At 67.1% G+C, this 25,906-nt stretch carries 23 protein-coding genes and 1 tRNA gene; 10 read left to right on the top strand and 14 right to left on the bottom strand.

Annotated features, from left to right (window positions below; all coding sequences use genetic code 11):
* The first annotated feature begins 73 nt into the window (after positions 1-73).
* The gene (gene alr / locus EPD82_RS03115; protein ID WP_141055237.1) at positions 74-1,165 is read left to right on the top strand and encodes an alanine racemase; all 1,092 of its coding nucleotides are present in this window, start codon (positions 74-76) and stop codon (positions 1,163-1,165) included.
* On the opposite strand, the gene EPD82_RS03110 is transcribed toward alr, so the two are convergent.
* Positions 1,155-3,176: a methyl-accepting chemotaxis protein gene (locus tag EPD82_RS03110; protein ID WP_055424363.1), complete on the bottom strand. Its 2,022-nt coding sequence runs from the start codon at positions 3,174-3,176 to the stop codon at positions 1,155-1,157. The two genes, alr and EPD82_RS03110, sit on opposite strands and share 11 nt — an antisense overlap.
* Before the next feature lie 174 nt (positions 3,177-3,350).
* Here EPD82_RS03110 and EPD82_RS03105 point away from each other — a divergent pair, with 174 nt between their 5' ends.
* Positions 3,351-4,196, top strand: a complete 846-nt coding sequence (locus EPD82_RS03105) for an HDOD domain-containing protein (RefSeq protein ID WP_141055233.1) — start codon at positions 3,351-3,353, stop codon at positions 4,194-4,196.
* A gap of 19 nt (positions 4,197-4,215) precedes the next feature.
* Here EPD82_RS03105 and ccmI read toward each other — a convergent pair whose 3' ends face one another.
* The 10 genes from ccmI to EPD82_RS03055 form a co-directional block, all read right to left on the bottom strand.
* The gene (gene ccmI / locus EPD82_RS03100) at positions 4,216-5,097 is read right to left on the bottom strand and encodes a c-type cytochrome biogenesis protein CcmI (RefSeq protein WP_141055230.1); all 882 of its coding nucleotides are present in this window, start codon (positions 5,095-5,097) and stop codon (positions 4,216-4,218) included.
* The gene (locus EPD82_RS03095) at positions 5,097-5,615 is read right to left on the bottom strand and encodes a cytochrome c-type biogenesis protein (protein WP_055424309.1); all 519 of its coding nucleotides are present in this window, start codon (positions 5,613-5,615) and stop codon (positions 5,097-5,099) included. Before EPD82_RS03095 ends, ccmI begins: the two co-directional genes overlap by 1 nt.
* Positions 5,612-6,208, bottom strand: a complete 597-nt coding sequence (locus EPD82_RS03090) for a DsbE family thiol:disulfide interchange protein (RefSeq protein WP_141055227.1) — start codon at positions 6,206-6,208, stop codon at positions 5,612-5,614. Before EPD82_RS03090 ends, EPD82_RS03095 begins: the two co-directional genes overlap by 4 nt.
* Positions 6,205-8,202: a heme lyase CcmF/NrfE family subunit gene (locus EPD82_RS03085; RefSeq protein ID WP_141055223.1), complete on the bottom strand. Its 1,998-nt coding sequence runs from the start codon at positions 8,200-8,202 to the stop codon at positions 6,205-6,207. The genes EPD82_RS03090 and EPD82_RS03085 overlap by 4 nt, the downstream gene beginning before the upstream one ends.
* Positions 8,203-8,212: 10 nt before the next feature.
* Complete coding sequence (gene ccmE, locus EPD82_RS03080) at positions 8,213-8,659, bottom strand: cytochrome c maturation protein CcmE (RefSeq protein WP_141055220.1); 447 nt, start codon at positions 8,657-8,659, stop codon at positions 8,213-8,215.
* Complete coding sequence (gene ccmD / locus EPD82_RS03075; RefSeq protein ID WP_141055217.1) at positions 8,656-8,847, bottom strand: heme exporter protein CcmD; 192 nt, start codon at positions 8,845-8,847, stop codon at positions 8,656-8,658. The genes ccmE and ccmD overlap by 4 nt, the downstream gene beginning before the upstream one ends.
* A 4-nt stretch (positions 8,848-8,851) precedes the next feature.
* Positions 8,852-9,667, bottom strand: coding sequence for a heme ABC transporter permease CcmC (gene ccmC, locus EPD82_RS03070; protein ID WP_141055214.1), 816 nt, complete (start codon positions 9,665-9,667; stop codon positions 8,852-8,854).
* Positions 9,668-9,683: 16 nt separating this feature from the next.
* Positions 9,684-10,352 carry a heme exporter protein CcmB gene (ccmB, locus tag EPD82_RS03065; RefSeq protein WP_055424303.1) on the bottom strand — a complete coding sequence of 223 codons (669 nt, stop codon included), beginning with the start codon at positions 10,350-10,352 and terminating at the stop codon, positions 9,684-9,686.
* Complete coding sequence (gene ccmA, locus EPD82_RS03060) at positions 10,352-10,993, bottom strand: cytochrome c biogenesis heme-transporting ATPase CcmA (protein ID WP_141055209.1); 642 nt, start codon at positions 10,991-10,993, stop codon at positions 10,352-10,354. The genes ccmB and ccmA overlap by 1 nt, the downstream gene beginning before the upstream one ends.
* Positions 10,994-11,055: 62 nt before the next feature.
* Positions 11,056-12,048 (bottom strand): ChbG/HpnK family deacetylase, encoded by a 993-nt coding sequence (locus tag EPD82_RS03055; protein ID WP_141055205.1) that lies wholly within the window; start codon positions 12,046-12,048, stop codon positions 11,056-11,058.
* A 54-nt stretch (positions 12,049-12,102) separates the two neighbouring features.
* On the opposite strand from EPD82_RS03055, the gene EPD82_RS03050 reads away from it, so the two are divergent.
* The 5 genes from EPD82_RS03050 to rpmG all read left to right on the top strand — a co-directional run bounded on the left by EPD82_RS03050 (position 12,103) and on the right by rpmG (position 15,647).
* Positions 12,103-13,098 carry a glycosyltransferase family 2 protein gene (locus tag EPD82_RS03050; protein WP_198289085.1) on the top strand — a complete coding sequence of 332 codons (996 nt, stop codon included), beginning with the start codon at positions 12,103-12,105 and terminating at the stop codon, positions 13,096-13,098.
* Positions 13,099-13,152: 54 nt separating this feature from the next.
* Positions 13,153-14,730 (top strand): ArnT family glycosyltransferase, encoded by a 1,578-nt coding sequence (locus EPD82_RS03045; protein ID WP_055424301.1) that lies wholly within the window; start codon positions 13,153-13,155, stop codon positions 14,728-14,730.
* Positions 14,727-15,122, top strand: a complete 396-nt coding sequence (locus EPD82_RS03040) for a GtrA family protein (protein ID WP_072247998.1) — start codon at positions 14,727-14,729, stop codon at positions 15,120-15,122. Before EPD82_RS03045 ends, EPD82_RS03040 begins: the two co-directional genes overlap by 4 nt.
* Before the next feature lie 100 nt (positions 15,123-15,222).
* Positions 15,223-15,459, top strand: a complete 237-nt coding sequence (gene rpmB, locus EPD82_RS03035) for a 50S ribosomal protein L28 (protein WP_055424300.1) — start codon at positions 15,223-15,225, stop codon at positions 15,457-15,459.
* A 20-nt stretch (positions 15,460-15,479) separates the two neighbouring features.
* Entirely contained in the window at positions 15,480-15,647 is a 168-nt protein-coding gene (gene rpmG, locus EPD82_RS03030) for a 50S ribosomal protein L33 (RefSeq protein ID WP_028874582.1), read from the top strand.
* A 151-nt stretch (positions 15,648-15,798) separates the two neighbouring features.
* Here the strand turns inward: rpmG and acs are convergent, their stop codons facing one another.
* Positions 15,799-17,751, bottom strand: a complete 1,953-nt coding sequence (acs, locus tag EPD82_RS03025; RefSeq protein ID WP_141055203.1) for an acetate--CoA ligase — start codon at positions 17,749-17,751, stop codon at positions 15,799-15,801.
* Positions 17,752-17,925: 174 nt separating this feature from the next.
* Between acs and EPD82_RS03020 the strand changes: the two genes are divergently transcribed.
* The 3 genes from EPD82_RS03020 (at position 17,926) to EPD82_RS03010 (ending at position 22,899) form a co-directional block, all read left to right on the top strand.
* A complete protein-coding gene (locus EPD82_RS03020; protein WP_141055200.1) occupies positions 17,926-19,455 on the top strand; it encodes a fumarate hydratase in 1,530 nt (509 codons plus the stop codon).
* A 76-nt stretch (positions 19,456-19,531) separates the two neighbouring features.
* Positions 19,532-19,604 (top strand) — tRNA-Thr (locus tag EPD82_RS03015).
* A gap of 43 nt (positions 19,605-19,647) precedes the next feature.
* Complete coding sequence (locus tag EPD82_RS03010; protein ID WP_141055195.1) at positions 19,648-22,899, top strand: mechanosensitive ion channel domain-containing protein; 3,252 nt, start codon at positions 19,648-19,650, stop codon at positions 22,897-22,899.
* Here the strand turns inward: EPD82_RS03010 and rlmB are convergent.
* Both rlmB and rnr read right to left on the bottom strand, forming a co-directional pair.
* Positions 22,881-23,651, bottom strand: coding sequence for a 23S rRNA (guanosine(2251)-2'-O)-methyltransferase RlmB (gene rlmB, locus EPD82_RS03005; protein ID WP_055424296.1), 771 nt, complete (start codon positions 23,649-23,651; stop codon positions 22,881-22,883). The two genes, EPD82_RS03010 and rlmB, sit on opposite strands and share 19 nt — an antisense overlap.
* Positions 23,648-25,870, bottom strand: a complete 2,223-nt coding sequence (rnr, locus tag EPD82_RS03000; protein WP_476718291.1) for a ribonuclease R — start codon at positions 25,868-25,870, stop codon at positions 23,648-23,650. The genes rlmB and rnr overlap by 4 nt, the downstream gene beginning before the upstream one ends.
* Positions 25,871-25,906: the final 36 nt, after the last annotated feature.

Below are 25,906 nucleotides of genomic sequence, written 5' to 3'. Positions count from 1 at the left end.
ATACCGCCCGAAACATTTCTTCCCCGTCCGGATGGGCTATCATGGCCCACCGGATCTCCTTTTTCTTCCGACCATGCGCCCCTCCTGCGCCACCATCGATCTCGACGCGCTGCGCGCCAATTACCTTCTCGCCCAACGGCTAGCCAGCGCGCGAACTCTGGCCGTCGTCAAGGCCGACGCCTATGGCCACGGCGCGATCGCCTGCGCCAAGGCGCTCGAACCGCTCGCCGACGGGTTTGCCGTCGCTTTTCTCGAAGAGGCGCTTCCCCTGCGCACGTCCGGTATCCGCAGCCCCATCGTGCTGCTCGAAGGCGCCTTCGACCCCGGCGAGCTCGAAGCCGCCGCCGAGCTCGACCTCTGGCCGGTGGTGCATCACGAGGCGCAACTGCGCATGCTCGAACTCGCGCCGCGCCGGCCGCGCCGCGTCTGGATCAAGATCAACAGCGGCATGAACCGCACTGGTTTCGCCCCCCGGGAAGCACCGAATGTCTGGCGGCGCCTGCAGGCCCTGCCGGGATTGGAACCCCCCGTGTGGATGACGCATTTTGCCTGCGCCGACGACCCTTGCTCGACGATGACGCTGGAGCAGATCCGGCGTTTTCACGGCGGCGTGGCCGCGCTGCCGGGGGAGACGAGCCTGGCCAATTCGGCAGCCCTGCTCGCCTGGCCGCAGGCGCGCGGCGACTGGGCCCGCCCCGGCATCCTGCTCTACGGCGGCAACCCGCTGCTCACCGGCGCCGAGCCCGGCGAAGCCGCCTCCTTGCGGCCAGTGATGCGCCTCACGAGCAAGGTCTTCGCCACCCGCCGGCTCGCCCCCGGCGAGGCCCTGGGCTACGGCGCCACCTTCATCGCCGAACGGCCGGTCCGCGTCGGCCTGGTCGCCATCGGCTACGCCGACGGCTATCCCCGCCACGCCCCCACCGGCACGCCGGTGGCCGTCGCCGGTCGGCGCACGCGGCTCATCGGGCGCGTTTCCATGGACATGCTCACCGTCGACCTCACCCCCCTGCCGGAAGACGTCGGCCTGGGCGCAGCCGTGGAGCTCTGGGGGGAGACCGTCTCCGTCGATGAAGTCGCCCGTGCCGCCGGCACCATTTCCTACGAGCTGCTGTGCCACGTCAAACGGGTGCAGCGCCTCCACCGCGGCACCGAACTCACACCTTGAAATGCTCGGCCCGTTGGCGTAGGCTCGCAGCCGCGGCCTGCAGGGCCCTGGCTTCGGCTTCGCTCGCCTTGGCCGAAGCCACGGACGCCTCGGCGCTGCCGGCGATGCGCTCGACCCGCTGCGCGATCGTGTGCACCGCCTCGGTCTGCTGCTCCAGCGCCTGATCCACTTCCTGCACTGCGCGCGCCGTCTCGGCCGATTCCTGCCGGATTTCATCGATCGCACTGCGCGCCTGACGGGCATTCTCCACCCCTCGCTGGACTTCGGTCACGCCGGCATTCATGCCGGACACGGCTTCGCCCGTCGCACGCTGGATCTTGGCGATCATCTCGCCGATCTCCTGCGTGGCGCTGCCGGTACGCTCGGCGAGCTTGCGCACTTCGTCGGCCACCACGGCGAAGCCCCGGCCTTGCTCGCCGGCGCGCGCCGCCTCGATGGCCGCGTTGAGCGCCAACAGATTCGTCTGGTCGGCGATCTCGCGGATCGTGGCCACGATGGTCGAGATCTGCTGCGAGAATCCATCCAGCGTGCGGATGCGCTCGGCCGCCGTTTCCACGATGTGCGCGATCTGGTTCATCCCTTCGATCGCCGCGGCGATCGTCTCGGCCCCTTCGTCCGATTTGGCCATCGAGGCCTGCGCCCGCTGCGCCGTCTCGCGCATGTGCTGCGCGAGCTGATTCAAGGCCACGCTGAACTCCTCCATGGCCGCGGCCACCGCCTGCGTATCGTCGGCCTGGACGGCGATGCGCTGCTGCACTTCCTCGGCCTGCCGCTCGATCGCCTGCGCCCGCAGGGCCACATCGCCCGCCTCGCGCTGCAAGGCGCCGATCAAGCCGGCCAGCTCCGAGCGCATGTGGTTGATGGCCGTGGCCAGGCGCCCCAGCTCGTCGGGCCGCTCGTAGCGTAAGGGCTCGCTCAGATCGCCCGAAGCCATGCGCTCGGTCACCCCCACGAAGGCTTCGAGCGGACGCAAGGCCCGGCGCACCAGCCACACCATCACCAGGGCAAGCAAAACCGCTTCCCCGACAGACGCAAGTGAATTGCGCAGGATATTGCCAAAGAGATCCTCCGTGAGCTCGTCGGCGTATGCCGAAGAGACGACCAACCAATCCCATTCGGGAAAATAGGCATAGGCGGCGACTTTCTCCCGCGGCTTGTCTTTGTCCGGATCGATCCATTGATAACGAATGATCCCATTTTTCTTCTCCAGCATTTCGCCAATAAAGTCAAACCCATTGGCATCACGCATTTGGCGTATATTTTTCCCCTCCAACGATGGGTGAAAACGAAGGTATCCATCTTTGTCGAGCACGTAGACATAGCCTGTTCTGCCTATTTTGATACTGGCAACCGAATCACGAAACTTGGTCAACAGGCTGCCCATGGGATAGCCGATGAACCAGGCTCCGAACACCTTGCCATCCTCAGATTTCATCGGCTCATAGATCGTCATGTAATCTTTGCCGAAAAGGACCGCTGGCCCGATGTACTCCTCCCCTGCAAGCAAGCGTTTGTAGGCCGGGTGATTACGATCGAGAGTGGTCAAGAAGGCTCGTGAACCGTCTTCCTTACGCAAGGAGGTAGAGATACGCAGGAAGTCATCGCCGACGCGCTCGAAGATCGTCGCCACGGACCCCGTCTGCTCCGTGAGGAGATCGACCTCGATGAAGCGCTCGTTCATCTCGATTCCGCCGAGCCGAAAGATAGGAACTTTCATCTTGGTCGGCCCCATCTCCGTGGTCTGTTTGGCATCGAGTTCGACGCGAGTCCCATAAGGGAACAAGCTTTTGAGCATCTTGAGCTGGGAGCGTATCGACACGGTGACGGCTTCGTGCAGCATCTGCAGACGCGATAGCACGTCGCGCGTCTGAAAGCTCATGGTATCGTCGATGCGGCGCTGCAGTTTCTCCCACTCCAGCCCACCGATCACCGCTGTGCTCAGCGCGATGAAGCACACCGTGGCGATCGCCACTCCCACGGCGATGCGGCGCGTCAGACTCTGTCCTCTCATGATCTCCTCCCTCATGGATTTCTGGTTTTATCGGCGATTCGCAAAGAAACTTTAGCAAACCAGTGAAAATTCCTCACGCCCCAGGCGATGGCTCTTGAGATCCTCGTCCATGCGCTATCATGAAACCGATGCACCCTTGGCGTGATTCCAGCCGCCGCTTCGAGGACCGATCCCATGGATACCCCTACGACGAACCTCGCCGAACCCGCTCAGCTCGACATCCCCCCTGCGCCCGACGTGCTCACGGCGATTGCCCGCGAGGCCGAGTCGGATATGCCCAACCTCGCCAAGCTCGCCAAGATGATCCAGCAGGATCCGGCGCTCGCCGCCGCGGTGCTGCGCGCGGCCAACGGCATCATGCGCATGCGCAAGATCGAATCGGTGGCCCAGGCGCTGCAGGTGATTGGCCTCGAGCGCACGCACCAGATCGTGCTGCACGCCCTGCTGCATTCGACGCTGGGGATGCCGAAGAACCTGCGCCCTTCTCTCTGGGACGAACTTCGGGTTTCGGCCGAGGCCGCCGCCGATTTCGCCCGCCTGCTGCGCACCGTCCCCCCGCCCATGGCGCACACGGCGGCGCTGCTGCACGATACCGGCTTTTCCCTGCTCGCACGCCAGCACCCCGACTATCACGAGACGCTCTCGCTCGCCCGGGTCGATCCAGAGAAGCCCTTCACCGAGCACGAATTCGAGCGCTACAAGACACATCACGCCGTGGTCGGCTTCTTTCTCGCCCGGCGCTGGGGCCTGGCCGAACCGGTGGCGCTGACGATCAACCACCATCACGACTACGTCACGGTATTCGAGGAGACGACGCTGCCGCCGCAGGTGCCGCACCTCGTGAGCCTCATCGCCATGGCCGACGTCGTGGCGGCCGAGGCGGTGGGCATCGGGCGCGACAAGGAATGGCACAAGGCGCGCGGCCCGGTAGCCGAATTTTTCGGGCTCACCGAAGACGAGCTCGACGACATGATCGAATCGGAGATTGCGCAGCAGCGCACCGCCGCGAACGTTCGCTGAACGTTAGGCCCGCGAGGATTCAATTTCCCGGAGCCAGCCCCGCCTTCTGCCGCTCCGCTTCGATCGCCGCGCGCAGCGTTTGGGCGAATTCCCCCTCGGCCGGCGCCTGGGCGAGCAGCCGCTCCCAGCGCTCCACCGCCTTGGCATGCTCGCCGGCGGCGGCCGCCGCCGCCCCGCCCATGGCGAGCGCCTTGGGTTCGTCGGGGGCAAGCGCCAAGGCCCGCTCCAGCAAGGCCGTCGACTCGGCATCGAACCCCCCGCGAGCGACGACCAAGAGTTCCGCCCACTCGACGAGCACCGCCGGTTCCTGGGGAATCTTCGCGCCCAGTCGCGCCCAGCCGGCAGCCACGAACGCCGGATCGCCCAGCACGCGATAGGAGCGCGCGAGCATCATCCAGGCTTGCGCGTCACCCTCCCCGCTTTCCAGCCGCGCTTCGAGCCGCGAGACCATCGCCCTGATCTGCTCGGGCGAGATGCCGGCGGCACTCGCCGCCTGCGCCACCTCGGCCTCGCGCGTGGCCGCGAGCACCGCCTCGTCGCTCGCCCAGCGCGGCGATCCCACCCACAGGTAGCCCAAAGCGGCGAGCAAAGGCACCCCCAACGCGACGAGCGCAGCCGCCACGGGCGAGATCTCCCGACCCCGCACGCGCGCCTCGAGTGCCTGCGCCTCGGCCAAGGCCCGCGCCTCCAGCTCACGCCGGGCCTGCGCATGAGCCGCTTCGTCCAGCTCGCCGGCCGCCCGTGCCGCCTCGAGCGCGGCGAACTCCTCGCGCAGCACCGCGAGCGCCGCCCGTGCTTGGGTCGCCTCATCAGAAGCCCCCCCTTGGTGCCGCACGAGCGGCCAGACGACCCACCCCGTGGCCGCGAGCGCCAGGAACGCCGCCACCGTCACGAATCCCATCACGACCGCTCCTCCTTGCCTTCCCCGCGCAACAGCGCTTGGGCGTGCGCCGCCTCCTCAGCCGAGAGCGCAGGCATTTCTTCCCGCGAACGGCGCCGCAACACCCGCCACAGGGCAAGCACCCCAGCGAGCGCCAGAACGAACGGCCCCGCCCACAGCGCCACCGTGCTCGCCTTCAAGGGCGGCTGATAGAGCACAAAGTCGCCGTAACGCGCCACCAGGTAGGCGCGCACCTCCTCCTCGCTCTTGCCGGCGGCGAGCTGCTCGCGTACCTGGTTCATCAGGTCGTGGGCGAGCTCGGCGTTGGATTCGGCGATCGACTGGTTCTGGCACACGAGGCAGCGCAGCTCGTGCCCGAGCTTCAGGGCGCGCGCCTCGATCGCCGGGTCGCCCACCGGCTGCGCCTTGGGTGGCTCCTCCGCCGCCCAAGCGAAACCGAAGCAGCACGCAGCCACGACGGCGGCGATGCCGCGCACGAGGCCGCCCACGCCGCTTTCACGTTTTTCCCCTCGCCTCATCGCTTTGCTCCCGCCAGCGCCGCCCACTTCGGCTGCAGCACTTCGCGCCAGGCCTGCTCGTCGATCGGGCCGACGTGCTTGTAACGGATGACGCCCTCGGCGTCGATGAGGAAAGTCTCCGGCACGCCATAGACGCCGTAGTCGATCGCCACGCGCCCATCCAGATCGAGCACGGAAAAGCGATAGGGATCGCCGTGTTGGGCAAGCCAGGTGCGCGCCCGCAGGAGCGCCGCCTCGCGCTCTTCCTGCGGCGAGAGACGGGAAGCGTCGAGCTCGGCGTCGCCGCGGATCTCCTTGTAATTGAGCCCCACGATGGGCACCCCCTCCTCGCGCGCGAGCCGCACCAGCATGGCGTGCTCCTCGCGGCAGGCCACGCACCACGTGGCCCAGACGTTGAGCAGCCACGGCTGCCCCCGCAGATCGGCCGGCCCGGCGAGCGTCCCGGGCGCGTCCACCCGCGGCAGGGCGAAGGCCGGCGCCGGCTTGCCGACGAGCGGCGAAGGCACCTCGCGCGGATCGAGGCGGAAGGCGTAGGCGAAGAGCGCGACCAACGCGACGAAAATGAGGAACGGAATCAGGTACTTCAGTTTCATCGCGCCGCCTCCGCCACCGGTTCGGGCAACACCTCCGGCACAGGAACCGAATCCCGGCGCCGCGCCAGCCGCCGGTAGCGCCGGTCGAGCGCCGCGGCCACTCCACCCAAGGCAATCAGGATCGCCCCGAACCAGATCCAGGAAATGAAGGGTTTGTAGAAGAGCAGCACCACCCAGCCGCCATCGCCGGTCGGGTCACCCAGCGACACATAGACGTCGCGGAACACCCCCCAGTCGATCGCCGATTCGGTCATCGGCATGGCCGAGCGGAAGTAGGCGCGTTTCTCCGGCACAAGCACGGTGCGCATTTGCCCTTCGCGCCACACTTCCACCTCGCCGCGCTGGGCCGTGTAGTTGGGCCCGGGTACCTCGCTCACGCCGCGCAGCACGAAGCGGTAACCGGCGAGTTCCGCCGCCTGTCCCGGCATCATCTTCACGTCGAGCCGCTGCTCCAGCGCCCCCACGAGCGTCACCCCGAGGATGAACACGCCCACCCCGAGATGCGACAGCCACATCCCCCACCACGACCCGGGAATGCCGCGCAGCCGTGCCGCCAATCCCGGCGCCGCGCCCTGGCGCAGACGCTCGACGAGCAGCCGCAGCGAGGCAAGCGCCACCCAGGCCGTCAGGGCAAGCCCAAGATAAGCCCCGGGCGTGGCATGTCCGGCGGCCCACACCCCCAGCGCCGCCAAGAGCAGCGCGCCGACGAGCTCCGGCCCCACCCGGCGCAGCACCCGCGCGAGCGCATCGCGCTTCCAGCGCAGGAACGGCGCCAGCGCCATCAGCACCACCGCCGGGGCCATGAGCGGCACGAACACGGTCTCGAAGTACGGCGGCCCCACCGAAATCTTGGCCCCTTGCAGCGCGTCGAGGATCAGCGGATAGACCGTGCCCAGCAGCACCGCCCCGGCGGCCGCAGCCATGAGCACGTTATTGACCAGCAGCGAGCCTTCGCGCGACACCGGCGCGAACACCCCCCCGCCGGAGAGCCGCGGCGCACGCCAGGCAAAGAGCAGCAGCGACACGCCCACGGTGAGCGCGAGCAAGCCCAGGATGAACACGCCGCGCGTCGGATCGGTGGCAAAGGCGTGCACCGAGGTGATCACACCCGAGCGCACGAGGAACGTCCCCAGGAGCGAGAGCGAGAACGCCCCGATCGCCAGCAGCACCGTCCAGCTGCGAAACGCCCCCCGCTTCTCGGTGACGATGAGCGAATGCAGCAAGGCGGTTCCCACGAGCCAAGGCATGAGCGAGGCGTTCTCCACCGGATCCCAGAACCACCAGCCGCCCCAGCCCAGCTCGTAATAGGCCCAGGCCGAACCGACGAGGATGCCCAGCGTGAGGAACACCCAGGCGGTGAGCGTCCACGGGCGCGACCAGCGCGCCCAGGCCGCGTCCATCCGCCCCGACAAGAGCGCCGCGATCGCGAAAGCAAAGGCCACCGCCATGCCCACGTAGCCCATGTACAGGAGCGGCGGATGGATGATCATGCCCGGATCCTGCAGCAAGGGATTGAGATCGCGCCCCTCGCCCGGCATCGGTACCAGGCGTTCGAACGGGTTGGAGGTGAGGATGAGGAAGGCGAGAAAGCCCACGCTCACCGTGCCCAGCACGCCGAGCACGCGCGCGCGAAAAGCCGCCGTGAGCGAACGCGAGAAACCGGCCACCGCCGCCTGCCAGAGGGAAAGCGACAGCGCCCACAGGAGCATCGAGCCCTCGTGGTTGCCCCATACGCCGGTGAGGCGATAGAACCACGGCGTACGCGTAGAGGAATTGGCCGCCACCAGGAGCACGGAAAAATCGATGCGCAGGAACGCCGCCGTCAGGCAAGCGTAGGCGAGCACGAGCGCGGCACATTGCGCGAGCGCCGCGCGCCGCGCCGCCGCCATCGCCCCAACCGAACCGCGCGCCGCCCCGGCAAGGCCCAGCACCGCCTGCACCAGCGCCAGCGCCCAGGCGAGCGCCAGCGCGAACTGTCCCATCTCGGGGATCATCACGCACTCCTCAGGGTTTCAAGGTGGCCGCCGCGCGCTGCGCCTGATCCACGGCGTGCTGCGCTTCCACCGGCATGTAGTTCTCGTCGTGCTTGGCGAGCACTTCGCTCGCGACGAACACCCCGTCCGACCCCAGCCTGCCCTGCACCACCGCCCCCTTGCCCTCGCTGAAGAGATCGGGCAACGCGCCGCGATAGACGACGGGGATGGTCTTGGCCGTATCGGTCACGGCGAAGCGCACCGTCACCCCGTCTGGCAGCCGCTCGAGCGAGCCGTCGACCACCATCCCGCCGATGCGAAAAGTCCGCCCGAACGGCGCCTTGCCTTCGGCCACTTCGGAGGGCGTATGAAAGAACACCAGGTTCTCGCGCATCGCCGAGAGCACCAGCGCCGTGGCTCCGCCGAGCAGGGCGAGCGCCGCCAGGATCAAAGTCAAACGCTTGCCGCGTGCCGTCATGCGTCTTCTCCCGTGTCTTCGAACCGTGCCGCCCGCCAGCGCAGCAGACGGCGGATCACGGCCTTACGAGTGCGATGGAGGAAATAAAGTTCGAGGGCGATGAGGGCGAAGCTCACGCCGTAGCTCCCCCAGACGTAGAAGCCGCGCCCGCCCATGTCCCAGAATGCCGACCACGATTCCCACTGCATCCCTTCACTCCTTTTCCTTCGCCGCCAGGCGATCGAGCTCGGCGGCCACCCAGTCGGTGTGCCGTTCGCGTTCGAGGATGAGCGTGCGCACGCGCCACAGCGCCACGGCGATTGAATAGAACCAGGCGGCAAACGCCATGATCAGCATGGTCACCAGCATGATGGTGGCCATGGAAGGCGCGCGCGTCAGGCTCACCGACGCCCCCTGGTGCAGCGTGTTCCACCATTTCACCGAAAAATAGATGATGGGCACGTTGATCGACCCGACGATGGCGAGCAGAGCACCGGCACGATCGGCCCGGCGCGGGTCCTCGATGGCCCGCGTGAGCGCCAAGTAGCCCAGATAGAGAAACATGAGGAGCAGCTGCGAGGTGAGCCGCGCATCCCACACCCAGTACGTCCCCCAGGTGGGCCTGCCCCACAGCGCCCCCGTCCACAGGGCGATGAAACACCAGATCGCCCCGGTGGGCGCGAGCGCGTGCGCCATCATGAAAGAGAGCCGCGTATTGAGCACCCAGCCGACGATGCCCCAGAACGCCATCACGAGATAGAGGAACATCGACATCCACGCCGCCGGCACATGGAGGAAGATGACGCGATAGACCTCACCCTGCTGCGCGTCGGTGGGCGCAACGAAAAACCCCAGATACAGCCCCGCCACGGCCAGCACGGCGGCCGCCGCGGCGAACCACGGCGCGAGCCGCCCGGCGAGCGGATAGAACTGCTGCGGCGCGGCAAACCGCCACAGGCTGCGCGGGGAACGCTGCCGCTCCTCGACCCCCTGCCGCCATCGTTGCCGTCTTTCCTGCGTCGCGTTCATCCCTTTCCTTTCTCCGTCATTGCACCGCCAGGCGCAGCGCCGCCACGCAGGCCCAAGGGGCGAGCGCCACCGCCGCGAGCATGCCCGCCCCCAGCAGGGCCAGGTGCGCGGCGTAGGATACCCCACCCAGGGCCGCTTCCACCGCCCCTGCGCCGAAGATCAGCACCGGCACCGCCAGCGGCAGCACCAGCAGCGCAAGCAGCACCGCCCCGGAGCGCACCCCCAGCGTGAGCGCCGCCCCGATCGCCCCGATGAGCGTGAGCGTGGGCGTACCCAGAAGGAGCGTCCCGGCAAGCAGCGGCAGGACGTCCGGCTGCAGATCGTAGAGCCCGGCGAGCAGCGGCGCGAAGAGCGCCACCGGCACGCCGGTCACCAGCCAGTGCACGGCCACTTTGGCCAGCACCCACACCACCGCCGGCTCGGGCGAGAGCAGCAGCTGCTCCAGCGTGCCGTCGCGCAAGTCGTGCTCGAAGAGCCGCGGCAGCGCCAGGAGCGAAGCGAGCAGCGCCGTCACCCAGACCACGCCGGGGGCGATCGCGCGCAGCTGGTTCGCCTCCGGCCCGATGCCGAAGGGGAAGAGACACACCACCACGACGAAGAAGGAGAGCGCGAGCAGCACGTCGGTGCGGCCGCGCCAGGCAAGCGCCATCTCCCGCCGCAGCATGGCCAAAAATACCGCTCCCATCACGCCGCCTTGCGCCGCGGCGCAAACCGCCCCGGCTCCAGCGTGTCGCAGGGACAGGCAAATTCCACGTCCTGATGCGTCGTGAGCACCACGGTGGCCCCGTCGCGTACCCGCGCTTCGATGCGGCGCGCGAGCGCAGCCACCGCAGCGGCGTCGAGCGCCGTGAAAGGCTCGTCGAGGATCCACACCGGCCGCTCCTGCGCCAGAACGAGCCGCGCGAGCGCCACCCGCCGCCGCTGCCCCGCCGAGAGCACCCGCACGGGCAGATCGCGCTGCCGCGCAAGGCCAAGCTCCGCGAGCGCGGCGTCGATCGCCGCCCCGTCGTGCGGCAGCCCCTGCACCGCCGCCAGGCTGCGCAGATTCTCCCGCGGGCTCAGGAGCTCATGCACCGCCGGCAGATGGCCGTGAAAGAACACCGCCCGATGCCAGGCATCCCTCTGCGCCGCCAGCGGCGTCCCTTGCCAGCGCACCTCCCCCTCGTCGGGCTGCGCCAGGCCGCACAGCAGCCGCAGCAGACTCGTCTTGCCCACCCCGTTGGGGCCGGCCACGCGCGTGAGCACGCCGGGGCGAAAGGCATGCGTCAGGTCGCGAAAGAGGATGCGATCGCCCTTGATGCAGGTGAGCGCCAAAGCTTCGAGCATGACTCGGACGGATTGAGAGGATCGAGGCCGTAAGTCTAGCAGAGCCGGTCGCGCCGCGCGCTTCAGGCCGTACAGAAGAGCGCGTATTCTTGGGCCTTGGACGGCGTGCCGTTCCACGCAGGCAAGCTCGGCCATACCCCCAGGCGCGCGCAGTCCTCGGCGAAAGCGTCACTTGCCAAATACCCGTATTCCCACTCACGAGGAGCCGTCAGCGTATCGACGGCCAAAAGCGCCGCGTCGACCCGGCCCGGGTGCACGTGCACCAAGGCCCTCGGCCCCAAGGCCGAGAGGAAACGGCCCATCTTCTCGCGAAAAGGCGGCGTTTCCTTGAAATCGTGCAGGCCGGAGAAGCCCTGGTTGTGGGCGATGCCGTGCGCGAGCAGCGCTGCCTTGAGCCCGCGCCCCAAGCGGCGCAGGAAGAGCGCCTTGCGCACCCCCACGCCGCGCGCCCGGATACGCTGTACCGTCTCACGGCAATCGCGCACCCACAGCGTTCCCGGCGCGTAACGGCGCAGGATCTCGGCGATGAGCGCTTCACGCACCGTCGGCAGGAGATGCACGTGCTGATGCCCGTCGACGAAGGCGGGCGGCGCCCCCCAGACGTCTTCGAAGGCATCGAACTGCGCCCGGATCTCCTCGGCCACTGCCGTCGCCGGCAGACGTTTCGCCAATGCCCTCAAGAGCAAGGAACGCAGCGACGGCAGACGTCCGTCTTGCGCCAGACCACGCGCCGGGCTCGCCGAGCGCTGCTCGGTGAGCGTCAGGTGCAAGCCAACCTGGGCACCGGTTGCGCGCGCCAAGGCCGCCAAGCCTGGCGCATCGCGCTTCCAGCACGGCATGGTCACCATGGCGCTCGTGGCCGTCACGCGCCGCAGTTCGATCAGATGCTCGATGGCGCGATTCACGCCCGGTGCGATACCATAATCGTCGGCGCACAAAACGAAGGTTCGCCGTACCGACGCGGCCGTTTCCTGGGAGACATCGTCCGGTAATGACGCGAGTACGGGGGGCGGCGTCAGCGCCAAAACGCCGGATTTTTCGAAATGGACGTCCATGCGATCCTTGCCTTACATCCCGTTACGCTTCGCTGACGACAGGAGCCGACAGCCGTGATCCCCGCCTCCGCACCGACTGCGCCGACTTCCGTCGAATTGAGCGTGATTGTACCCGTCTATAACGAGGCGGCCTCGTTACCGGTTTTGTACGAACGGCTCAAGGCCGTGCTCGAATCGCTCGAGCTCTCCTGGGAGCTGATCCTCGTCGATGACGGCAGCCGCGACGAGAGTTTCGCCGTCATCGAGCGGCTCGGCAAGGCTGATGTCCGCGTCAAGGGCGTGCGCTTCGCACGCAACTTCGGCAAGGAAGCCGCCATGGCCGCGGGGCTGCACCGCGTCGCCGGGCGGGCCGCCGTCATCATGGATGCCGACCTGCAGCATCCGCCCGAACTCATCCCCCAGATGCTCGAGCGCTGGCGCGCCGGAGCGGCCATCGTCACGGCGGTGCGCACCGACCGCGACACCGACTCCCCCCTGCGCCGCTGGCTCTCGCTCGCCTTCTACCGCTTCTATCGCGGCATCTCCGAGATCGCGCTCACGCCGGGCGGAGGCGACTTCCGCCTCTTCGACCGGCGCGTGGTGGCGGCCCTCAACCTTCTGCCCGAACGCAAGCGGTTCCTCAAAGGGCTGGCGAACTGGGTGGGCTTCGATCAGGTCACCCTGCCCTACCGCCCGGCTGAGCGCCATGCCGGTACCTCGCGCTGGTCGCTGCGCAAGCTCTGGCGCTACGCCATCGACGGCATGGTCTCCTTCACCACGGTTCCGTTGCACGTCTGGTCCTCGATCGGAGCGCTCCTTGCGCTCGCCTCCGTCGTCTACGGTCTGTGGCTGGTGGTGCGCACGCTGCTTTTCGGGCGCGACGTGCCCGGCTACGCTTCGCTGATGGTCGCCACACTCTTTCTCTCGGGGGTGCAGCTCGTCAGCCTGGGCGTGCTCGGCGAATACCTCGGCCGCGTCTTCGAGGAAGTCAAGCGCCGGCCGCTCTACCTCATCGGGCGCACCGTGAACCTGCCCGACGAACTCGCCGACCCCCCTTCCCCTCTGCGCTGAACCTTTCGTCCGCGCGCCTTTCTGATTGCCGATTCCGTGCCGAGTTCCTTGCCGATGCGCCTCCTCTTCCAGCGCCTGCTCACTCCGCGCAGCCTCGCCATGCTGCTGTGGCTCGTCTTCGCCTGGTACGTGTTCGACGGCTACGACCGCCACGCCCCCAGCAACGACGAATGGGTACAGCACATCTATGGCGAACTGCTCGTGGCGTATTACACGAGCGGGCTTGCCGACAAGACCTTTCTCGATTTCAGCAACCTCTATCTCTACGGCGGCCTCTTCGACCTGCCCGCAGCCTGGATCACCATGGCTTTCGGCATCGACTGGTGGCCGCTGCGGCACCTCCTCACCGCCGCTTTCGGCGCCCTGGCCTTCTTGGGCGCGGCGCGTTTCGGGCGCTTCCTCGGCGGTGCCTGGCTCGGCACGGCGGCGCTCGCCGCCACGATGGGCAGCGGCGTCTTCTCCGGCGCCATCTTCACCCACACCAAGGACGTCCCTTTTGCCGCGGCCATGCTGTGGTCGCTCTACTACACGAGCCGCATCGCCGACGGGCTTCCTGCGCCGCGTTGGCGCCACGTCCTGTTGTGGGGGCTCGCCACCGGAGCGGCGCTGGGGCTGCGCGTAGGCGGCGTGCTCGCCTTCGGCTTCCTCGGCGCGGCCATTCTCCTCTCCTGGTGGCCCCGCCGCCGGGCCCTGCCCCCCTGGCCACGGCTCTTCACGGCGATCCTCCTGCGCCTCGCGCCGGGCATCGCCCTCGCGCTTGCCCTCATGGCCTTCTTCTGGCCGTGGTCGGTGATGGGCTGGGATCACGTCTGGCAGGCGCTCACCAAGTTCTCCCACTTCGCTTTCGATCTCTACACCTGGGAAGACGGGAAACGGGTGGAAAACGCCCAGGTCTCGCGCCTCTACCTTCCGAAATACCTCCTCGTACGCCTGCCCGAGTTCATCCTCCTCGGCACCGTGCTCGCGCTTGCCCACTGGCGGCGCATCAAGGAATCCCCCCGTCTGTGGCCGCTGCTGTTCGCGCTCACCTTCGTGCTCGCCTACGTCGTGATCGGCAAGCCCCCTCTCTACAACGGCCTGCGCCACTTCCTCTTCCTCGTGCCGTGGTTTGCGCTGCTCGCCTGCTGGGGCTGGCAAAGCACGCTCGCGGCACTCCACCGCCCCCTGACCGAAATCTCCCTTCGCCGCCGCCATGGAGCACTGCTGCTCAGCGCTTTGCTCGTACTCTCGGCCGCCGATGACTTCATCACCCTGGCGCGGCTGCATCCCTATCAACACCTCTACTACAACCATCTCGCCCGAGGACTTGCCGGCGCCAAGCATCATTGGGAACTGGACTACTGGAGCGACGCTACCCGGGCGCTGCTACCCGCGCTCGCCGACTGGGTCGCCAAACAACCCGCCGACAAGGAATGGGCGCTCGCCTACTGCGCGGAAGGATTCCAGATCGAACCTTGGCTCCCCCCCAACGTGTACATCACCGAGGCCTGGGACGATGCGGAACTGCTGCTCGCCACTACGCACGATGACTGCGACCAGGCGGTACCCGGCAAGGAAATCGCGCGCATCGAGCGGCTCGGCACGCCGCTCGCCGTCCTCAAGATCATCGACCACGAGGCCGCTGCTCCATGAGGCGTCCGCTGGCCGAACTCGTGCGCATGTCGCGCTTCGCCCTGGTGAGCGTCTCCGGCACCCTCGTGCATTACACCGTGCTGGTGGCCTTGGTCGAAACGGACACGCTCGGCCCGCTCCCCGCCTCGGCGCTGGGTTTTCTTGCCGGAGCCGTGACGAACTACCTCGGCTCGCGCCGCTGGGTCTTCGCCAGCGACGCGCGCCACATCGTCGCCTTACCCAAGTTTCTCGCCGTAGCCGCCACCGGGTTTGCCGGCAACGTCGCCGGCATGGCACTCGCACTCGATTGGCTACAGCTACCCTACCTGCTTGCCCAGATCCTCGTCACAGGGATCCTCTTCTTCTGGCACTACGGCGCGAACAGCCTGTGGACCTTCGCCCGCCGCGGCTGAGGCCGGTGCGAGGCAGCCCCACGCTTGGCATCGACACCTTGCCGCCGCGGTGTTTTCATGCTATCGTTCCATGCTTTGAAGAATTCCCAGGAGAGCCCTCATGGCCCGCGTCTGTCAAGTGACCGGCAAGCGTCCGATGACGGGAAACAACGTCTCGCACGCCAACAACAAAACCAAACGCCGCTTCCTCCCCAACCTGCACTATCGCCGTTTCTGGAGCGAGGCCGAAGAGCGTTGGGTGAAGCTGCGCATTTCCAACGCGGCGCTGCGCACGATCGACAAGAAAGGCATCGATGCCGTGCTCGCCGAGCTGCGCGCCCGCGGCGAGAAAATCTGAATCCCGGATAGGAGTGCATCATGGCCAAAGCCGCCCGCGAGAAGATCAAGCTCGAGTCCACCGCCGGAACCGGGCATTTCTACACCACCTCGAAGAACAAGCGCACCACCCCGGAAAAACTCGAGCTGATGAAGTACGACCCCAAAGCGCGCAAGCACGTGCTCTACAAGGAAACCAAGCTCAAGTAAGCTGCGCTGCAAAAAGATGAAAATAGGCCGCTCTATCTGGGTGGCCTTTTTCTTTTGCCTCAAGAAAAAGAAAAGCGCCTCTTGCGGGCGCCGTAATTCGTCTCCTCCCACGAGGCGGGCGGTCTCGAGGCCGCCCGTCCTTCTTCTCCTCTTAGCCTTTCAACTGCTCCAGGATCGCCGGGTTCTCCAGCGTGGACGTATCCTGCGTGATCTCCTCGCCTTTGGCGAGCTGGCGTAGCAGCCGACGCATGATCTTGCCCGAGCGGGTCTTGGGCAGGTTTTCGCCGAAGCGGATCTCCTTGGGCTTGGCGATGGGGCCGATCTCCTTGGCCACCCAGTCCTGCAGCTCCTTGACGAGGCGCTTGGCCTCTTCGCCCTGAGGCCGCGAGCGTTTGAGCACGACGAAGGCCACGATCGCCTCGCCGGTAATATCATCGGGACGGCCGACCACGGCCGCCTCCGCCACCAGTTCGTGCGCCACGAGAGCCGATTCGATCTCCATCGTGCCCAGACGGTGGCCGGAGACGTTGAGCACGTCGTCGATGCGCCCGGTGATGGTGAAGTAGCCCGTCTCGGGATCGCGGATCGCCCCGTCGCCGGCCAGATAGAGTTTCCCTTTGAAATCTTCGGGGAAATAGGATTTCTTGAACCGCTCCGGATCGCCCCAGATGGTGCGAATCATCGACGGCCAGGGTTTCTTGATGACGAGGAACCCGCCATGGCCCCAGGGAAGTTCGGTACCGGTCTCATCGACCACCGCCGCCATGATGCCAGGGAAAGGCAGCGTACAGGAGCCGGGCACGAGCGGCGTGGCGCCGGGCAGCGGCGTGATCATGTGCGCCCCAGTCTCAGTCTGCCACCAGGTATCGACGATGGGGCAGCGTCCATGACCCACTTCGTTGTAATACCACTCCCAGGCCGCCGGGTTGATCGGCTCGCCCACCGAGCCGAGGATGCGCAGGCTGGAGAGGTCGAAATTGCGCGGATGTACTTCGGGCGTCGCCTCGCTCGCCTTGATGAGGGCGCGGATCGCCGTGGGCGCGGTATAGAAGATGCTGACCTTGTGCGCCTCGATCATGCGCCAGAAGCGGCTCGCGTCGGGATAAGTCGGCACGCCTTCGAACACCACCTGCGTCGCGCCCACCGCCAGCGGCCCATAGGCGACGTAGCTGTGCCCGGTGATCCAGCCGATGTCGGCCGTACACCAGAAGACGTCGGTCGGCTTGATGTCGAAGGTCCACTTCATGGTCAGCGCGACCTGGGTGAGATAGCCGCCGGTGGAGTGCTGCACGCCTTTGGGCTTGCCGGTGGAACCCGAGGTATAGAGCAGGAAGAGCGGGTGCTCGGCTTCGACCCACTCCGGTTCGCACTCCTCGCTCTGGCTGGCGATCACCTCACTCCACCACAGGTCACGTTCCGGATGCCATTCGATGTCCATGCCGGTGCGCTTGTTGACGATCACGTGGCGCACCGATTCGCAACCGCCCATGGCAAACGCCTCTTCGACGATGGCCTTCAACGGCAAGGCCTTGCCACCGCGGAACTGACCGTCGGACGTGACCACCACCGTGGCGCCAGTGTCCTGGATGCGGTCGCGCAGCGCCAGAGCGGAAAAGCCGCCGAAGACCACCGAGTGCGTCGCCCCGATGCGGGCGCACGCCTGCATGGCCACCACGCCTTCGATGCCCATGGGCAGATAGATGAGGACCCGGTCGCCCTTCTTCACGCCGAGCGACTTGAGCGCATTGGCGAACTGGCCCACCCGTGCGAGCAGCTCGCGGTACGTGACCTTGGTGACCTTGCCGTCGTCGGCCTCGAAGATGATGGCCACCTTGTCGCCCAGCCCGGCGGCCACGTGCCGGTCGAGACAGTTGTAGGAGGCATTGAGCACCCCGTCGGCGAACCATTTGTAGAACGGAGCGTTGGACTCGTCGAGCACCTGGGTGAAGGGTTTCTTCCAGTCGAGGAGCGTGCGGGCGTGGTTCGCCCAGTAGCCTTCGTAATCTTTTTCCGCCTCGGCCACGAGCCGCTTATAGTGATCCATCCCCGAGACGGCGGCGTTCTTGACGAGTTCTTCTGGCGGATAGTACATTTTCTGAGCCATGGATGTTTCCTCCCTCTGCGTGATTTCGTCCGAACGGGCGGCGCAGCCGCCGACCTCTGACATTTTGAATTGAAACGTTTATATCTTACATCAGACTTACTACGGCACCGGTCTCGTACCCTCTGGCCGGCGATGCCCTCTGTTAGAATAGCGCCCTCTGCGAGGAATCCTGCGATGACTACCATCCGTGAAGAAGACCTGATCGAATCGATCGCCGACGCCTTCCAGTACATCAGCTACTATCACCCGCTCGATTACATCAAGGCGCTCGCCAAGGCCTACGAGCGCGAGCAAAGCCCTGCGGCGAAAGACGCCATCGCCCAGATCCTCACCAACTCCCGCATGGCCGCCGAGGGCCACCGCCCGATCTGCCAGGACACGGGCATCGCCACGGTTTTCCTCGAGATCGGCCAGGACGTGCGTTTCGACACGCGCCGCAGCCTGCAGGAACTCATCGACGAGGGCGTGCGCCGCGCCTACACCAACCCGGACAACCCCCTGCGCGCTTCGGTCCTGCGCGACCCGGCCGGCAAGCGGCAGAATACCCGCGACAACACCCCGGCCGTGGTCCACGTCGAGCTCGTACCCGGCAACAAAGTGGAGGTGATCTGCGCGGCCAAGGGCGGCGGCTCGGAGAACAAGGCCAAGATGGCCATGCTCAACCCGTCGGACTCCCTCGTCGACTGGGTGCTCAAGACCGTGCCCACCATGGGAGCGGGCTGGTGTCCGCCCGGCATCCTCGGCATCGGCATCGGCGGCACCCCGGAAAAAGCCATGCTGCTCGCCAAGAAATCCCTCATGGCTCCCGTCGACATCCACGAGCTGCAGGCCCGCGCCGAGCGCGGCGAGGAGCTCAGTACCGCCGAACGGCTGCGGCTCGAACTCTACGACAAGGTCAACGCGCTCGGCATCGGCGCCCAGGGGCTGGGTGGCCTCACTACGGTGCTCGACGTGAAAGTGCTCGACTACCCCACCCACGCCGCGAGCCTGCCGGTGGCCATGATTCCCAACTGCGCCGCCACCCGCCACGTGCACTTCACCCTCGACGGCAGCGGCCCGGCCCGGCTCGAACCGCCGCGCCTCGAAGACTGGCCGCAGGTCACCTGGACGCCCGACACCGAGAAAGCCAAGCGGGTAAATCTCGACACCCTCACGCGCGAGGAAGTCGCCTCCTGGAAGGCCGGCGACATCCTGCTGCTGAACGGCAAGCTCCTCACCGGGCGGGATGCCGCGCACAAGCGCATCGCCGACATGATCGCCCGCGGCGAGCCGCTCCCCGTCGATTTCACCAACCGGGTCATCTACTACGTCGGCCCGGTCGATCCGGTGCGCGACGAAGTCGTCGGCCCCGCCGGCCCCACCACCGCCACGCGCATGGACAAATTCACCCGCCTCATGCTGGAAAAGACCGGACTCATCGCCATGGTCGGCAAGGCCGAGCGCGGCCCCGAAGCCGTGGCGGCGATCCGCGACCACCGCGCCGCCTACCTCATGGCCGTGGGCGGAGCCGCCTATCTGGTGGCCAAGGCGATCAAGGCAGCGCGCGTCGTCGCCTTCGAGGATCTGGGCATGGAGGCGATCTACGAATTCGAGGTGCGCGACATGCCGGTGACGGTGGCCGTCGATAGCCAAGGCAACAACGTGCATGAAACCGGCCCGCGCGAGTGGCGCATCAAGATCGGCAAGATCCCCGTCACCTCCTAAGCCCTCTCCTCCGCACGAGGGAACGGTATAATCTTTCCGTCCGCTCCGGAGCGATTCCGGAGCCGGACGCGGCAGCGCCGGCATAGCTCAGCTGGTAGAGCACCCGCCTTGTAAGCGGAAGGTCGTCCGTTCGAATCGGACTGCCGGCATTCTCCCCGCTCCCGATCTCGCGCCCATCCCAAGGAAGGCTCCATGCGTTTCGTCCGCCGGTTGTGCGGCCTCTTGATCTTCTGCCTCGTCGGTGCGCTCGTCCCCGCCTTTGCCGCCGAGACCAGCGACGACCCGATCCAGTCGGGCCTTGCCCTGATTCAAGATGCGCTGCAGCGCAATGCGCTACCGCCCGACACCTCCGCCGCGCTCAAGCAATTGCTCGACCGCATCCAGGAAGCGCAAAGCCGCCGACAGCAAGCCGAGATTCGCGCCGCGCTCGCCGAAAAGCTCATCGAGCAGACGCAGCGCGAACTGCAGCAGCTCGCCGCCAGCCGCCCCAGCGAGTTTGCCGATCTGCGGGTCAGCGACAGCCTGGCACCGAGCGAGCGCGCCGAGCGCCTGCGCCGCATCCTCGAGGAAGAACGGACGCGACGCCAGACGCAGGAAGCTTTGCGCGCCCAGCTCTCAGACCTCGAACAACCCAAGGAGCGCGGCGATGCTGCTGTCGCCCCCCCTCCGCCCGCCCCCCTGCCTACCCTTCCCAGCAACGATCCCCTGGTACAGCAAGCCCTCACACTCGCCACCTTGGTCACAAGCCAGGCTCAAGAAGCCGAACGGCGCGCCGCCTTGCTCGAGAGCCGTCTTGCCGCGAGCACGCGGGTGCTGCTGTCGCGCCGCATCGAGCGGCTCGACGTCGAACTGGCCCGCCTGCGGCAGCTGCGCGAAGCGGTGGAAAAGAGCACGACGGCCGAAGTCAGCCAGGAAACGAGCCAGGTCAATGCCGAAGCAATCGACCCGAGACTTGCCCGGGTGGAGGCGACCAACCGGGAATGGGAAGCGCGCTTGCAGACCCTGCGCCATCGCCTGCAGAGCGTGCGCGAACGCCAATCGCAGCTGCAGCGTGAAACGCAGGAGCGGTGGGAAACGCTCGAATCCCTGAAAAAGCGCATCGCCCAACAGGGCCTGAGTCCAGCCGTGGGCAACCTCCTCCTCGAATACCGCAGCCGCCTCCCTTCCCCGTCCGAATTGAGCCAGGAGCTCAACAAGGTCCGCGGCATGCTCGAAGAAGTCCAACTGCTCGAGCTCGAGCTACGCCAGGCCAAGCGCCTCATTGCCGATCCCCGCGAGCGGGCGCGCCAGGTCCTGGGGCAGTCCGACCCGGCCGGAGCCGACGGCAACCTGGAAAATGCCATCGTCGAAGCCCTGGCCGTGCGCTCCCTCACGCTGGAGACGATCGACGCCCTGCGCCCGGCCCTGCTCGCGGCGCTCAGCGACCTGGAATCGGTGCTCCTGCGCGATCTGGACGTCGTCGAAGAGTTCTCCTCCTTCATCGACCAGCACCTCATGTGGGTGGCCACCACCCGCACGCTGTGGCGCGACCCCATGCCCGAGCTCCTCGCCGTCGGCACGGGCACGCTCACCCTTTTCCAGAGCTTTGCCGATCCTGGCTCATGGCGCCTCGCCCTCACCCAGTCCCCGCCGATGACATGGTTGGCCGCCGTGCTGGGCGTCTGCCTGCTCCTCGCACGCCCCCGGCTGGCCCGGCTCATCGGTCGCCACCTCGCCGCCGGCGAGCGCGATCCGCACCACGCCGGCTTGCTCGATACCTTGCTGCTGCTTTTCCTGGAAGCCATCCAAGCCCTTCCCTTCCCGCTCATCGCCTACGGCTGCGGCACGATGATTCTCGCCGGGGATGCGTTCGCCGAAAATTTCCGCGCCATCGGCACCGCCTTGGTGCGCATCGCGCCTTTCGGCTGGAACGTCGCCTTCTGGCAGCGCGTCTTCGCGCCGGGCACGGGGATTGCCGCCACCCGGTTTCATTGGCCGCCCTCCATCCTCAAGCGCCTGAGGCACACGCTGCGGGGGTTCGCCTGGGGCGTGCTGCCCTTGGGCTTTCTCGCCGTCTATCTCAACGAGGCCCAGCTGGATGCCCCCTTTACCGACCTGGGGCGCACGCCTTTCGTCGTCTCCATGTTGCTGCTGGCCTTGCTCCTGTGGCGCATCTTCCGGCCGCGGAGAGGGCTCCTCGCCATCGCCCAGCAGCCGCCCTGGCTGCGCCTGACGGCGGCCATCGGCGGCCCCGGCCTGCCCCTGGTGAGCGCGCTGCTCGCCGGAGCCGGCTATTTCTACGCGGCGGCGGCCCTCGTCGGCCGGTTCATGTCCACTCTTTGGGTGCTGCTCGCCTTCGCCCTGCTGCAGCATGCCGCACGCGATTTCTTCCTGCACCGCTTCGACCGGCAGCGCGAAAGCCTCGAAGAAGGAAACACAGGCGAGGATGCGCGCATCGATTCTTCCGAACGCCAGACGCTGACCCTGCTCAACCTCGCGCTCATCCTTGGACTCGCCTTCGTGCTCTTCGAGCTTTGGTCGTCGCTGCTGCCCGCCACCCGCATCCTCGACGAATGGGTGCTGTGGCGCTACACGGAGACGCTGGGCAACGAGACGGTAACGCTGCAAGTCACCTTCGCCGACCTCCTCATCGCCATGATCGGCTTTGCGGTGATGTGGGTGGCGGCGCGCAACCTTCCCGGTCTGCTCGAATTGGCGCTGCAGCGCACCTCGCGGTTGGATGCGGGCAGCAAGTATGCCTTGGTGACGCTGCTGCGCTACGCCATCTTCACCATCGGCTCGGTGCTCATCCTGGGCGAACTCGGTATGCCGTGGTCGAAACTGCAGTGGCTGCTGGCCGCCCTGAGCGTGGGGTTGGGTTTCGGCCTGCAGGAGATCGTGGCCAACTTCGTCTCCGGCCTCATCATCCTCTTCGAGCGACCGGTGCGCGTGGGCGACCAGGTCACCATCGGCAACGAGACCGGCACCGTGCGGCGGCTTACCATCCGCGCCACGGTGATCGAGGATTTCGACCGGCGCGAGATCCTCGTACCGAACAAGAAACTCATCACCGAGCAGGTGACCAACTGGACGCTGAGCAACTCGCTGTCGCGCATCTTCGTCACTATCGGCGTGGCCTACGGCACCGACCCCGAGCACGTCGAAGCGCTATTGCTCGAAGCCGTCAAGGCCACGCCGGGCGTGCTCTCCGATCCGGCGCCCAGCGTGGTCTTCGCCCGTTTCGGCGAGAGTTCGCTGGATTTCGAGGTGCGGGCCATCGTGGCCGACGTCAATCAACGCCTGAGCATCCTCGGCCGCTTGAACCATGAAATCGACCGGATCTTCAAAGCGAACGGCATCGAGATCCCCTTCCCGCAGCGCGACCTGCACATCCGCGACATCGCCTGGCCGGCCGCGGCGGCTGTCCCTGCCGCGCAGGGTGCGCCTCAGCCGCCCGCGGCTTGAGCCAGACGCCGACGCACCGTCTCATAGAGGCACACGCCGGCAGCCACCGACACGTTCAGGCTCTCGACGGCGCCGAGCATGGGGATATGTACGAGCTCGTCGCACAGCTCGCGCGTGAGCCGCCGCAGTCCCTCCCCCTCGGCGCCGAGCACCCAGGCTACGGATCCAGCAAGGTCGCACTCGTAGAGCGACTTCTGCGCCTCGCCCGCCGCGCCCACTACCCACACGCCCGCCTCCTTGAGCGTGCGTAGCGCCCGCGCGAGGTTGGTCACCGTCACGTAGGGGACGGTATCCGCCGCGCCGCTCGCGACCTTGACCGCTGCGGCACTCAAACCCGCGGCGCGGTCCTTGGGCGCGATCACCGCATCCACGCCGGCCCCATCGGCCACGCGCAGGCAGGCCCCCAGGTTGTGCGGATCCTGCACCCCGTCGAGCACGAGGAAGAGCGCCGGCCGGTTCGCATCGAGCGCATCGAGCACTTCTTCGAGCAAATGCGTCCGCGCCGCCGCGGCGACGAAGGCGACCACCCCCTGATGCCGCCCTGAGCCGGCGATCGCGTCGAGCCGGGCGGAGTCTGCAGGCACGACGCGCACGCCGGCCAACTGCGCGCGTTCGAGCAGCGAGCGCATGCGCGCATCCTGCCGCTGCCGATCGACGTAGAGCTCGGCGACGTCCTCGGGACGATGGCGCAGCAGCGCCGTGACCGCATGAAACCCCGGCACGGTGCGCCGTTGTCTGGTTTCTTCCTTCATCGCTTGCCCTTGGCGCGGCGCGTGCGCTCGGTCTTGCCCTCGCGCCGGGTCGGTGCCGGGCTGAGGTTCTCCAGGAGATGGAAATCGATCTTGCGCGTGGCCAGATCGACCCGCACCACCTGCACCTTCACCCGATCGGCCAGGCGGTGGCGCACGCCGCTACGCTCACCCACCAGGGCGTGCGCGCGCTCGTCGAAGTGGAAATAATCGTCGCCCAGATCCGAGATGTGCACCAGCCCTTCCACGAAGAGCTCGTCGAGCGTGACGAAGAGGCCGAAGGGCACCACCGCCGTGACCACGCCGGTGTAGACCTCGCCCACCTTGTCCTGCATGAAGTAGCACTTGAGCCAGCCGATGACTTCGCGCGTGGCCTCGTCGGCGCGCCGCTCCGTCATCGAGCAGTGCTCGCCGATCGCCTTCCAGTCGCCGGGCTCGTAGCGCGTACCGGCGAGCACCGCCTTGATGCAGCGGTGCACCAGCAGGTCGGGATAGCGGCGGATGGGGGAGGTGAAATGCGCGTACGCCTCGTAGGCGAGCCCGAAGTGGCCGCGATTTTCTGGCGTATACACGGCCTGCTTGAGCGAGCGCAGCATCACCATCTGCAGCAGGGGCGCATCGGGGCGCTGCTGGATCTGCTCCAGCACCTTGGCGTAGTCCTTCGGGGAGGGCTCGTCGCCGCCGGGCAGCTCGATGCCGAACCCGGCGAGGAACTCGCGCAGCGCCGCGACTTTCTCCGGCGCCGGTGGCTCATGCACGCGGTAGAGCGTGGGATGTTCGTGTTCGGCAAGGAACTCGGAGGCGCAGACGTTGGCTGCCAGCATGCATTCTTCGATGAGGCGGTGCGCGTCGGTGCGCACCTCGGGCACGATGCGCGCGATCTTGCCGTTCTCGTCGAACTCAATGCGCGTCTCCACCGTCTCGAAGTCGATCGCCCCACGCTGGCGCCGCGCTTTCAAAAGCGCCCGGAAAACGGCGTCGAGATGCTGCAGGTGCGGCAGGAGCTCGGCAAGCTTCGTCCGGGCCTCTTCCTTGCCCTCATAGAGGGCGGCGGCGACCTCGGTGTAGGTGAGGCGGGCGTGGGAATTCATCACTGCCGGGTAGAAACGGTAGCGCTGCACCTTGCCCGAGGCGCTCACGATCATGTCGCAGGCCATGCACAGCCGATCTTCGTGCGGCACGAGCGAGCACAGGCCGTTGCTCAGCTTCTCCGGCAGCATGGGAATGACCCGGCGCGGAAAATAGACCGAGTTGCCGCGATTGAAGCCCTCGGCATCGAGCGCCGAGCCGGGGTGCACATAGTGGGACACGTCGGCGATCGCCACGATCAGCCGGAACCCTTTGCCCTGCGGTTCGCAATAGACGGCGTCGTCGAAATCCTTAGCCGTCTCGCCGTCGATGGTCACGAGCGGCAATTCGCGCAGGTCCACCCGCCCGGCGAGGTCCTTGCGCCGCACCGCGTCGGGCAGGCGACGCGCTTCCTCTCGCACCTCGGGCGGCCATTCGAACGGCAGGTCGAACTTACGCAACGCGATTTCGATCTCCATGCCGGGATCGTCGTAATCGCCCAATATCTCGACGATCCGCCCGATCGGTTGGGCGTATTTCGTCGGCTGCTCGATGAGCTCGACCACCACCACCTGCCCCGGTTTGGCCTTTTTACCCCCCGGCGCGACGAGGATGTCCTGGGCGATACGCTTGTCCTCGGGCACCACCAGAGTGACGCCGTGCTCGACGAGTACGCGTCCGACCACTTTCTGGTTGGCGCGTTCGAGCACCTCCACGATCTTGCCTTCGGGCCGGCCGCGGCGGTCGGTGCCGGCGATGCGCACGATCACCCGGTCGCCGTGCAGTACCTGGCGCATTTCCTTGGGCCCGAGGAAGATGTCCTCGCCGCCGTCGTCGCGGATCACGAAACCGAAGCCGTCGGGATGGCCCTGCACGCGGCCGCGGATGAGGTCGGCCTTCTCCGGCAGGAGATAGGCGCCGCGGCGGTTGCGCAGGATCTGGCCATCGCGCTCCATCGCGCGCAGCCGCCGTTCGAAGAGCTCGTACTCCTGCGGGGCGATGTCGAGCGCCTCCACGAGTTCGCTCCAAGGCATGGGACGGCCAGCCTCGGCAAGCACCTGGAGGACGTATTCCCGACTGGGCAAAGGATGCCCGTACTTGGTCGCCTCGCGGGCAAAGAAAGGATCCTGGCGGCGGCGCTCGCTCACCTCGATCGCCGGCACGGTTGCAGATTCGGCACGAGCCGGAGG

The organism is Tepidiphilus succinatimandens, from assembly GCF_006503695.1.
Classification (GTDB): domain Bacteria; phylum Pseudomonadota; class Gammaproteobacteria; order Burkholderiales; family Rhodocyclaceae; genus Tepidiphilus; species Tepidiphilus succinatimandens.
The sequence above is the reverse complement of the archived record's forward strand: the minus strand, read 5'-3'. Positions and strand labels throughout refer to the sequence as shown.

Excerpts from the sequence above, each read along its gene's own strand:
- EPD82_RS03020 (WP_141055200.1), top strand. The coding sequence starts at position 17,926 with ATGACTACCATCCGTGAAGAAGACCTGATCGAATCGATCGCCGACGCC.
- EPD82_RS03055 (WP_141055205.1), bottom strand. The coding sequence starts at position 12,048 with ATGGACGTCCATTTCGAAAAATCCGGCGTTTTGGCGCTGACGCCGCCC.
- EPD82_RS03105 (WP_141055233.1), top strand. The coding sequence starts at position 3,351 with ATGGATACCCCTACGACGAACCTCGCCGAACCCGCTCAGCTCGACATC.
- EPD82_RS03045 (WP_055424301.1), top strand. The coding sequence starts at position 13,153 with ATGCGCCTCCTCTTCCAGCGCCTGCTCACTCCGCGCAGCCTCGCCATG.
- ccmI (WP_141055230.1), bottom strand. The coding sequence starts at position 5,097 with ATGGGATTCGTGACGGTGGCGGCGTTCCTGGCGCTCGCGGCCACGGGG.
- ccmA (WP_141055209.1), bottom strand. The coding sequence starts at position 10,993 with ATGCTCGAAGCTTTGGCGCTCACCTGCATCAAGGGCGATCGCATCCTC.
- EPD82_RS03010 (WP_141055195.1), top strand. The coding sequence starts at position 19,648 with ATGCGTTTCGTCCGCCGGTTGTGCGGCCTCTTGATCTTCTGCCTCGTC.
- ccmB (WP_055424303.1), bottom strand. The coding sequence starts at position 10,352 with ATGGGAGCGGTATTTTTGGCCATGCTGCGGCGGGAGATGGCGCTTGCC.
- rpmB (WP_055424300.1), top strand. The coding sequence starts at position 15,223 with ATGGCCCGCGTCTGTCAAGTGACCGGCAAGCGTCCGATGACGGGAAAC.
- ccmC (WP_141055214.1), bottom strand. The coding sequence starts at position 9,667 with ATGAACGCGACGCAGGAAAGACGGCAACGATGGCGGCAGGGGGTCGAG.
- alr (WP_141055237.1), top strand. The coding sequence starts at position 74 with ATGCGCCCCTCCTGCGCCACCATCGATCTCGACGCGCTGCGCGCCAAT.
- ccmD (WP_141055217.1), bottom strand. The coding sequence starts at position 8,847 with ATGCAGTGGGAATCGTGGTCGGCATTCTGGGACATGGGCGGGCGCGGC.
- ccmE (WP_141055220.1), bottom strand. The coding sequence starts at position 8,659 with ATGACGGCACGCGGCAAGCGTTTGACTTTGATCCTGGCGGCGCTCGCC.
- EPD82_RS03110 (WP_055424363.1), bottom strand. The coding sequence starts at position 3,176 with ATGAGAGGACAGAGTCTGACGCGCCGCATCGCCGTGGGAGTGGCGATC.
- rpmG (WP_028874582.1), top strand. The coding sequence starts at position 15,480 with ATGGCCAAAGCCGCCCGCGAGAAGATCAAGCTCGAGTCCACCGCCGGA.
- rlmB (WP_055424296.1), bottom strand. The coding sequence starts at position 23,651 with ATGAAGGAAGAAACCAGACAACGGCGCACCGTGCCGGGGTTTCATGCG.
- EPD82_RS03095 (WP_055424309.1), bottom strand. The coding sequence starts at position 5,615 with ATGAGGCGAGGGGAAAAACGTGAAAGCGGCGTGGGCGGCCTCGTGCGC.
- EPD82_RS03085 (WP_141055223.1), bottom strand. The coding sequence starts at position 8,202 with ATGATCCCCGAGATGGGACAGTTCGCGCTGGCGCTCGCCTGGGCGCTG.
- EPD82_RS03090 (WP_141055227.1), bottom strand. The coding sequence starts at position 6,208 with ATGAAACTGAAGTACCTGATTCCGTTCCTCATTTTCGTCGCGTTGGTC.
- EPD82_RS03040 (WP_072247998.1), top strand. The coding sequence starts at position 14,727 with ATGAGGCGTCCGCTGGCCGAACTCGTGCGCATGTCGCGCTTCGCCCTG.
- acs (WP_141055203.1), bottom strand. The coding sequence starts at position 17,751 with ATGGCTCAGAAAATGTACTATCCGCCAGAAGAACTCGTCAAGAACGCC.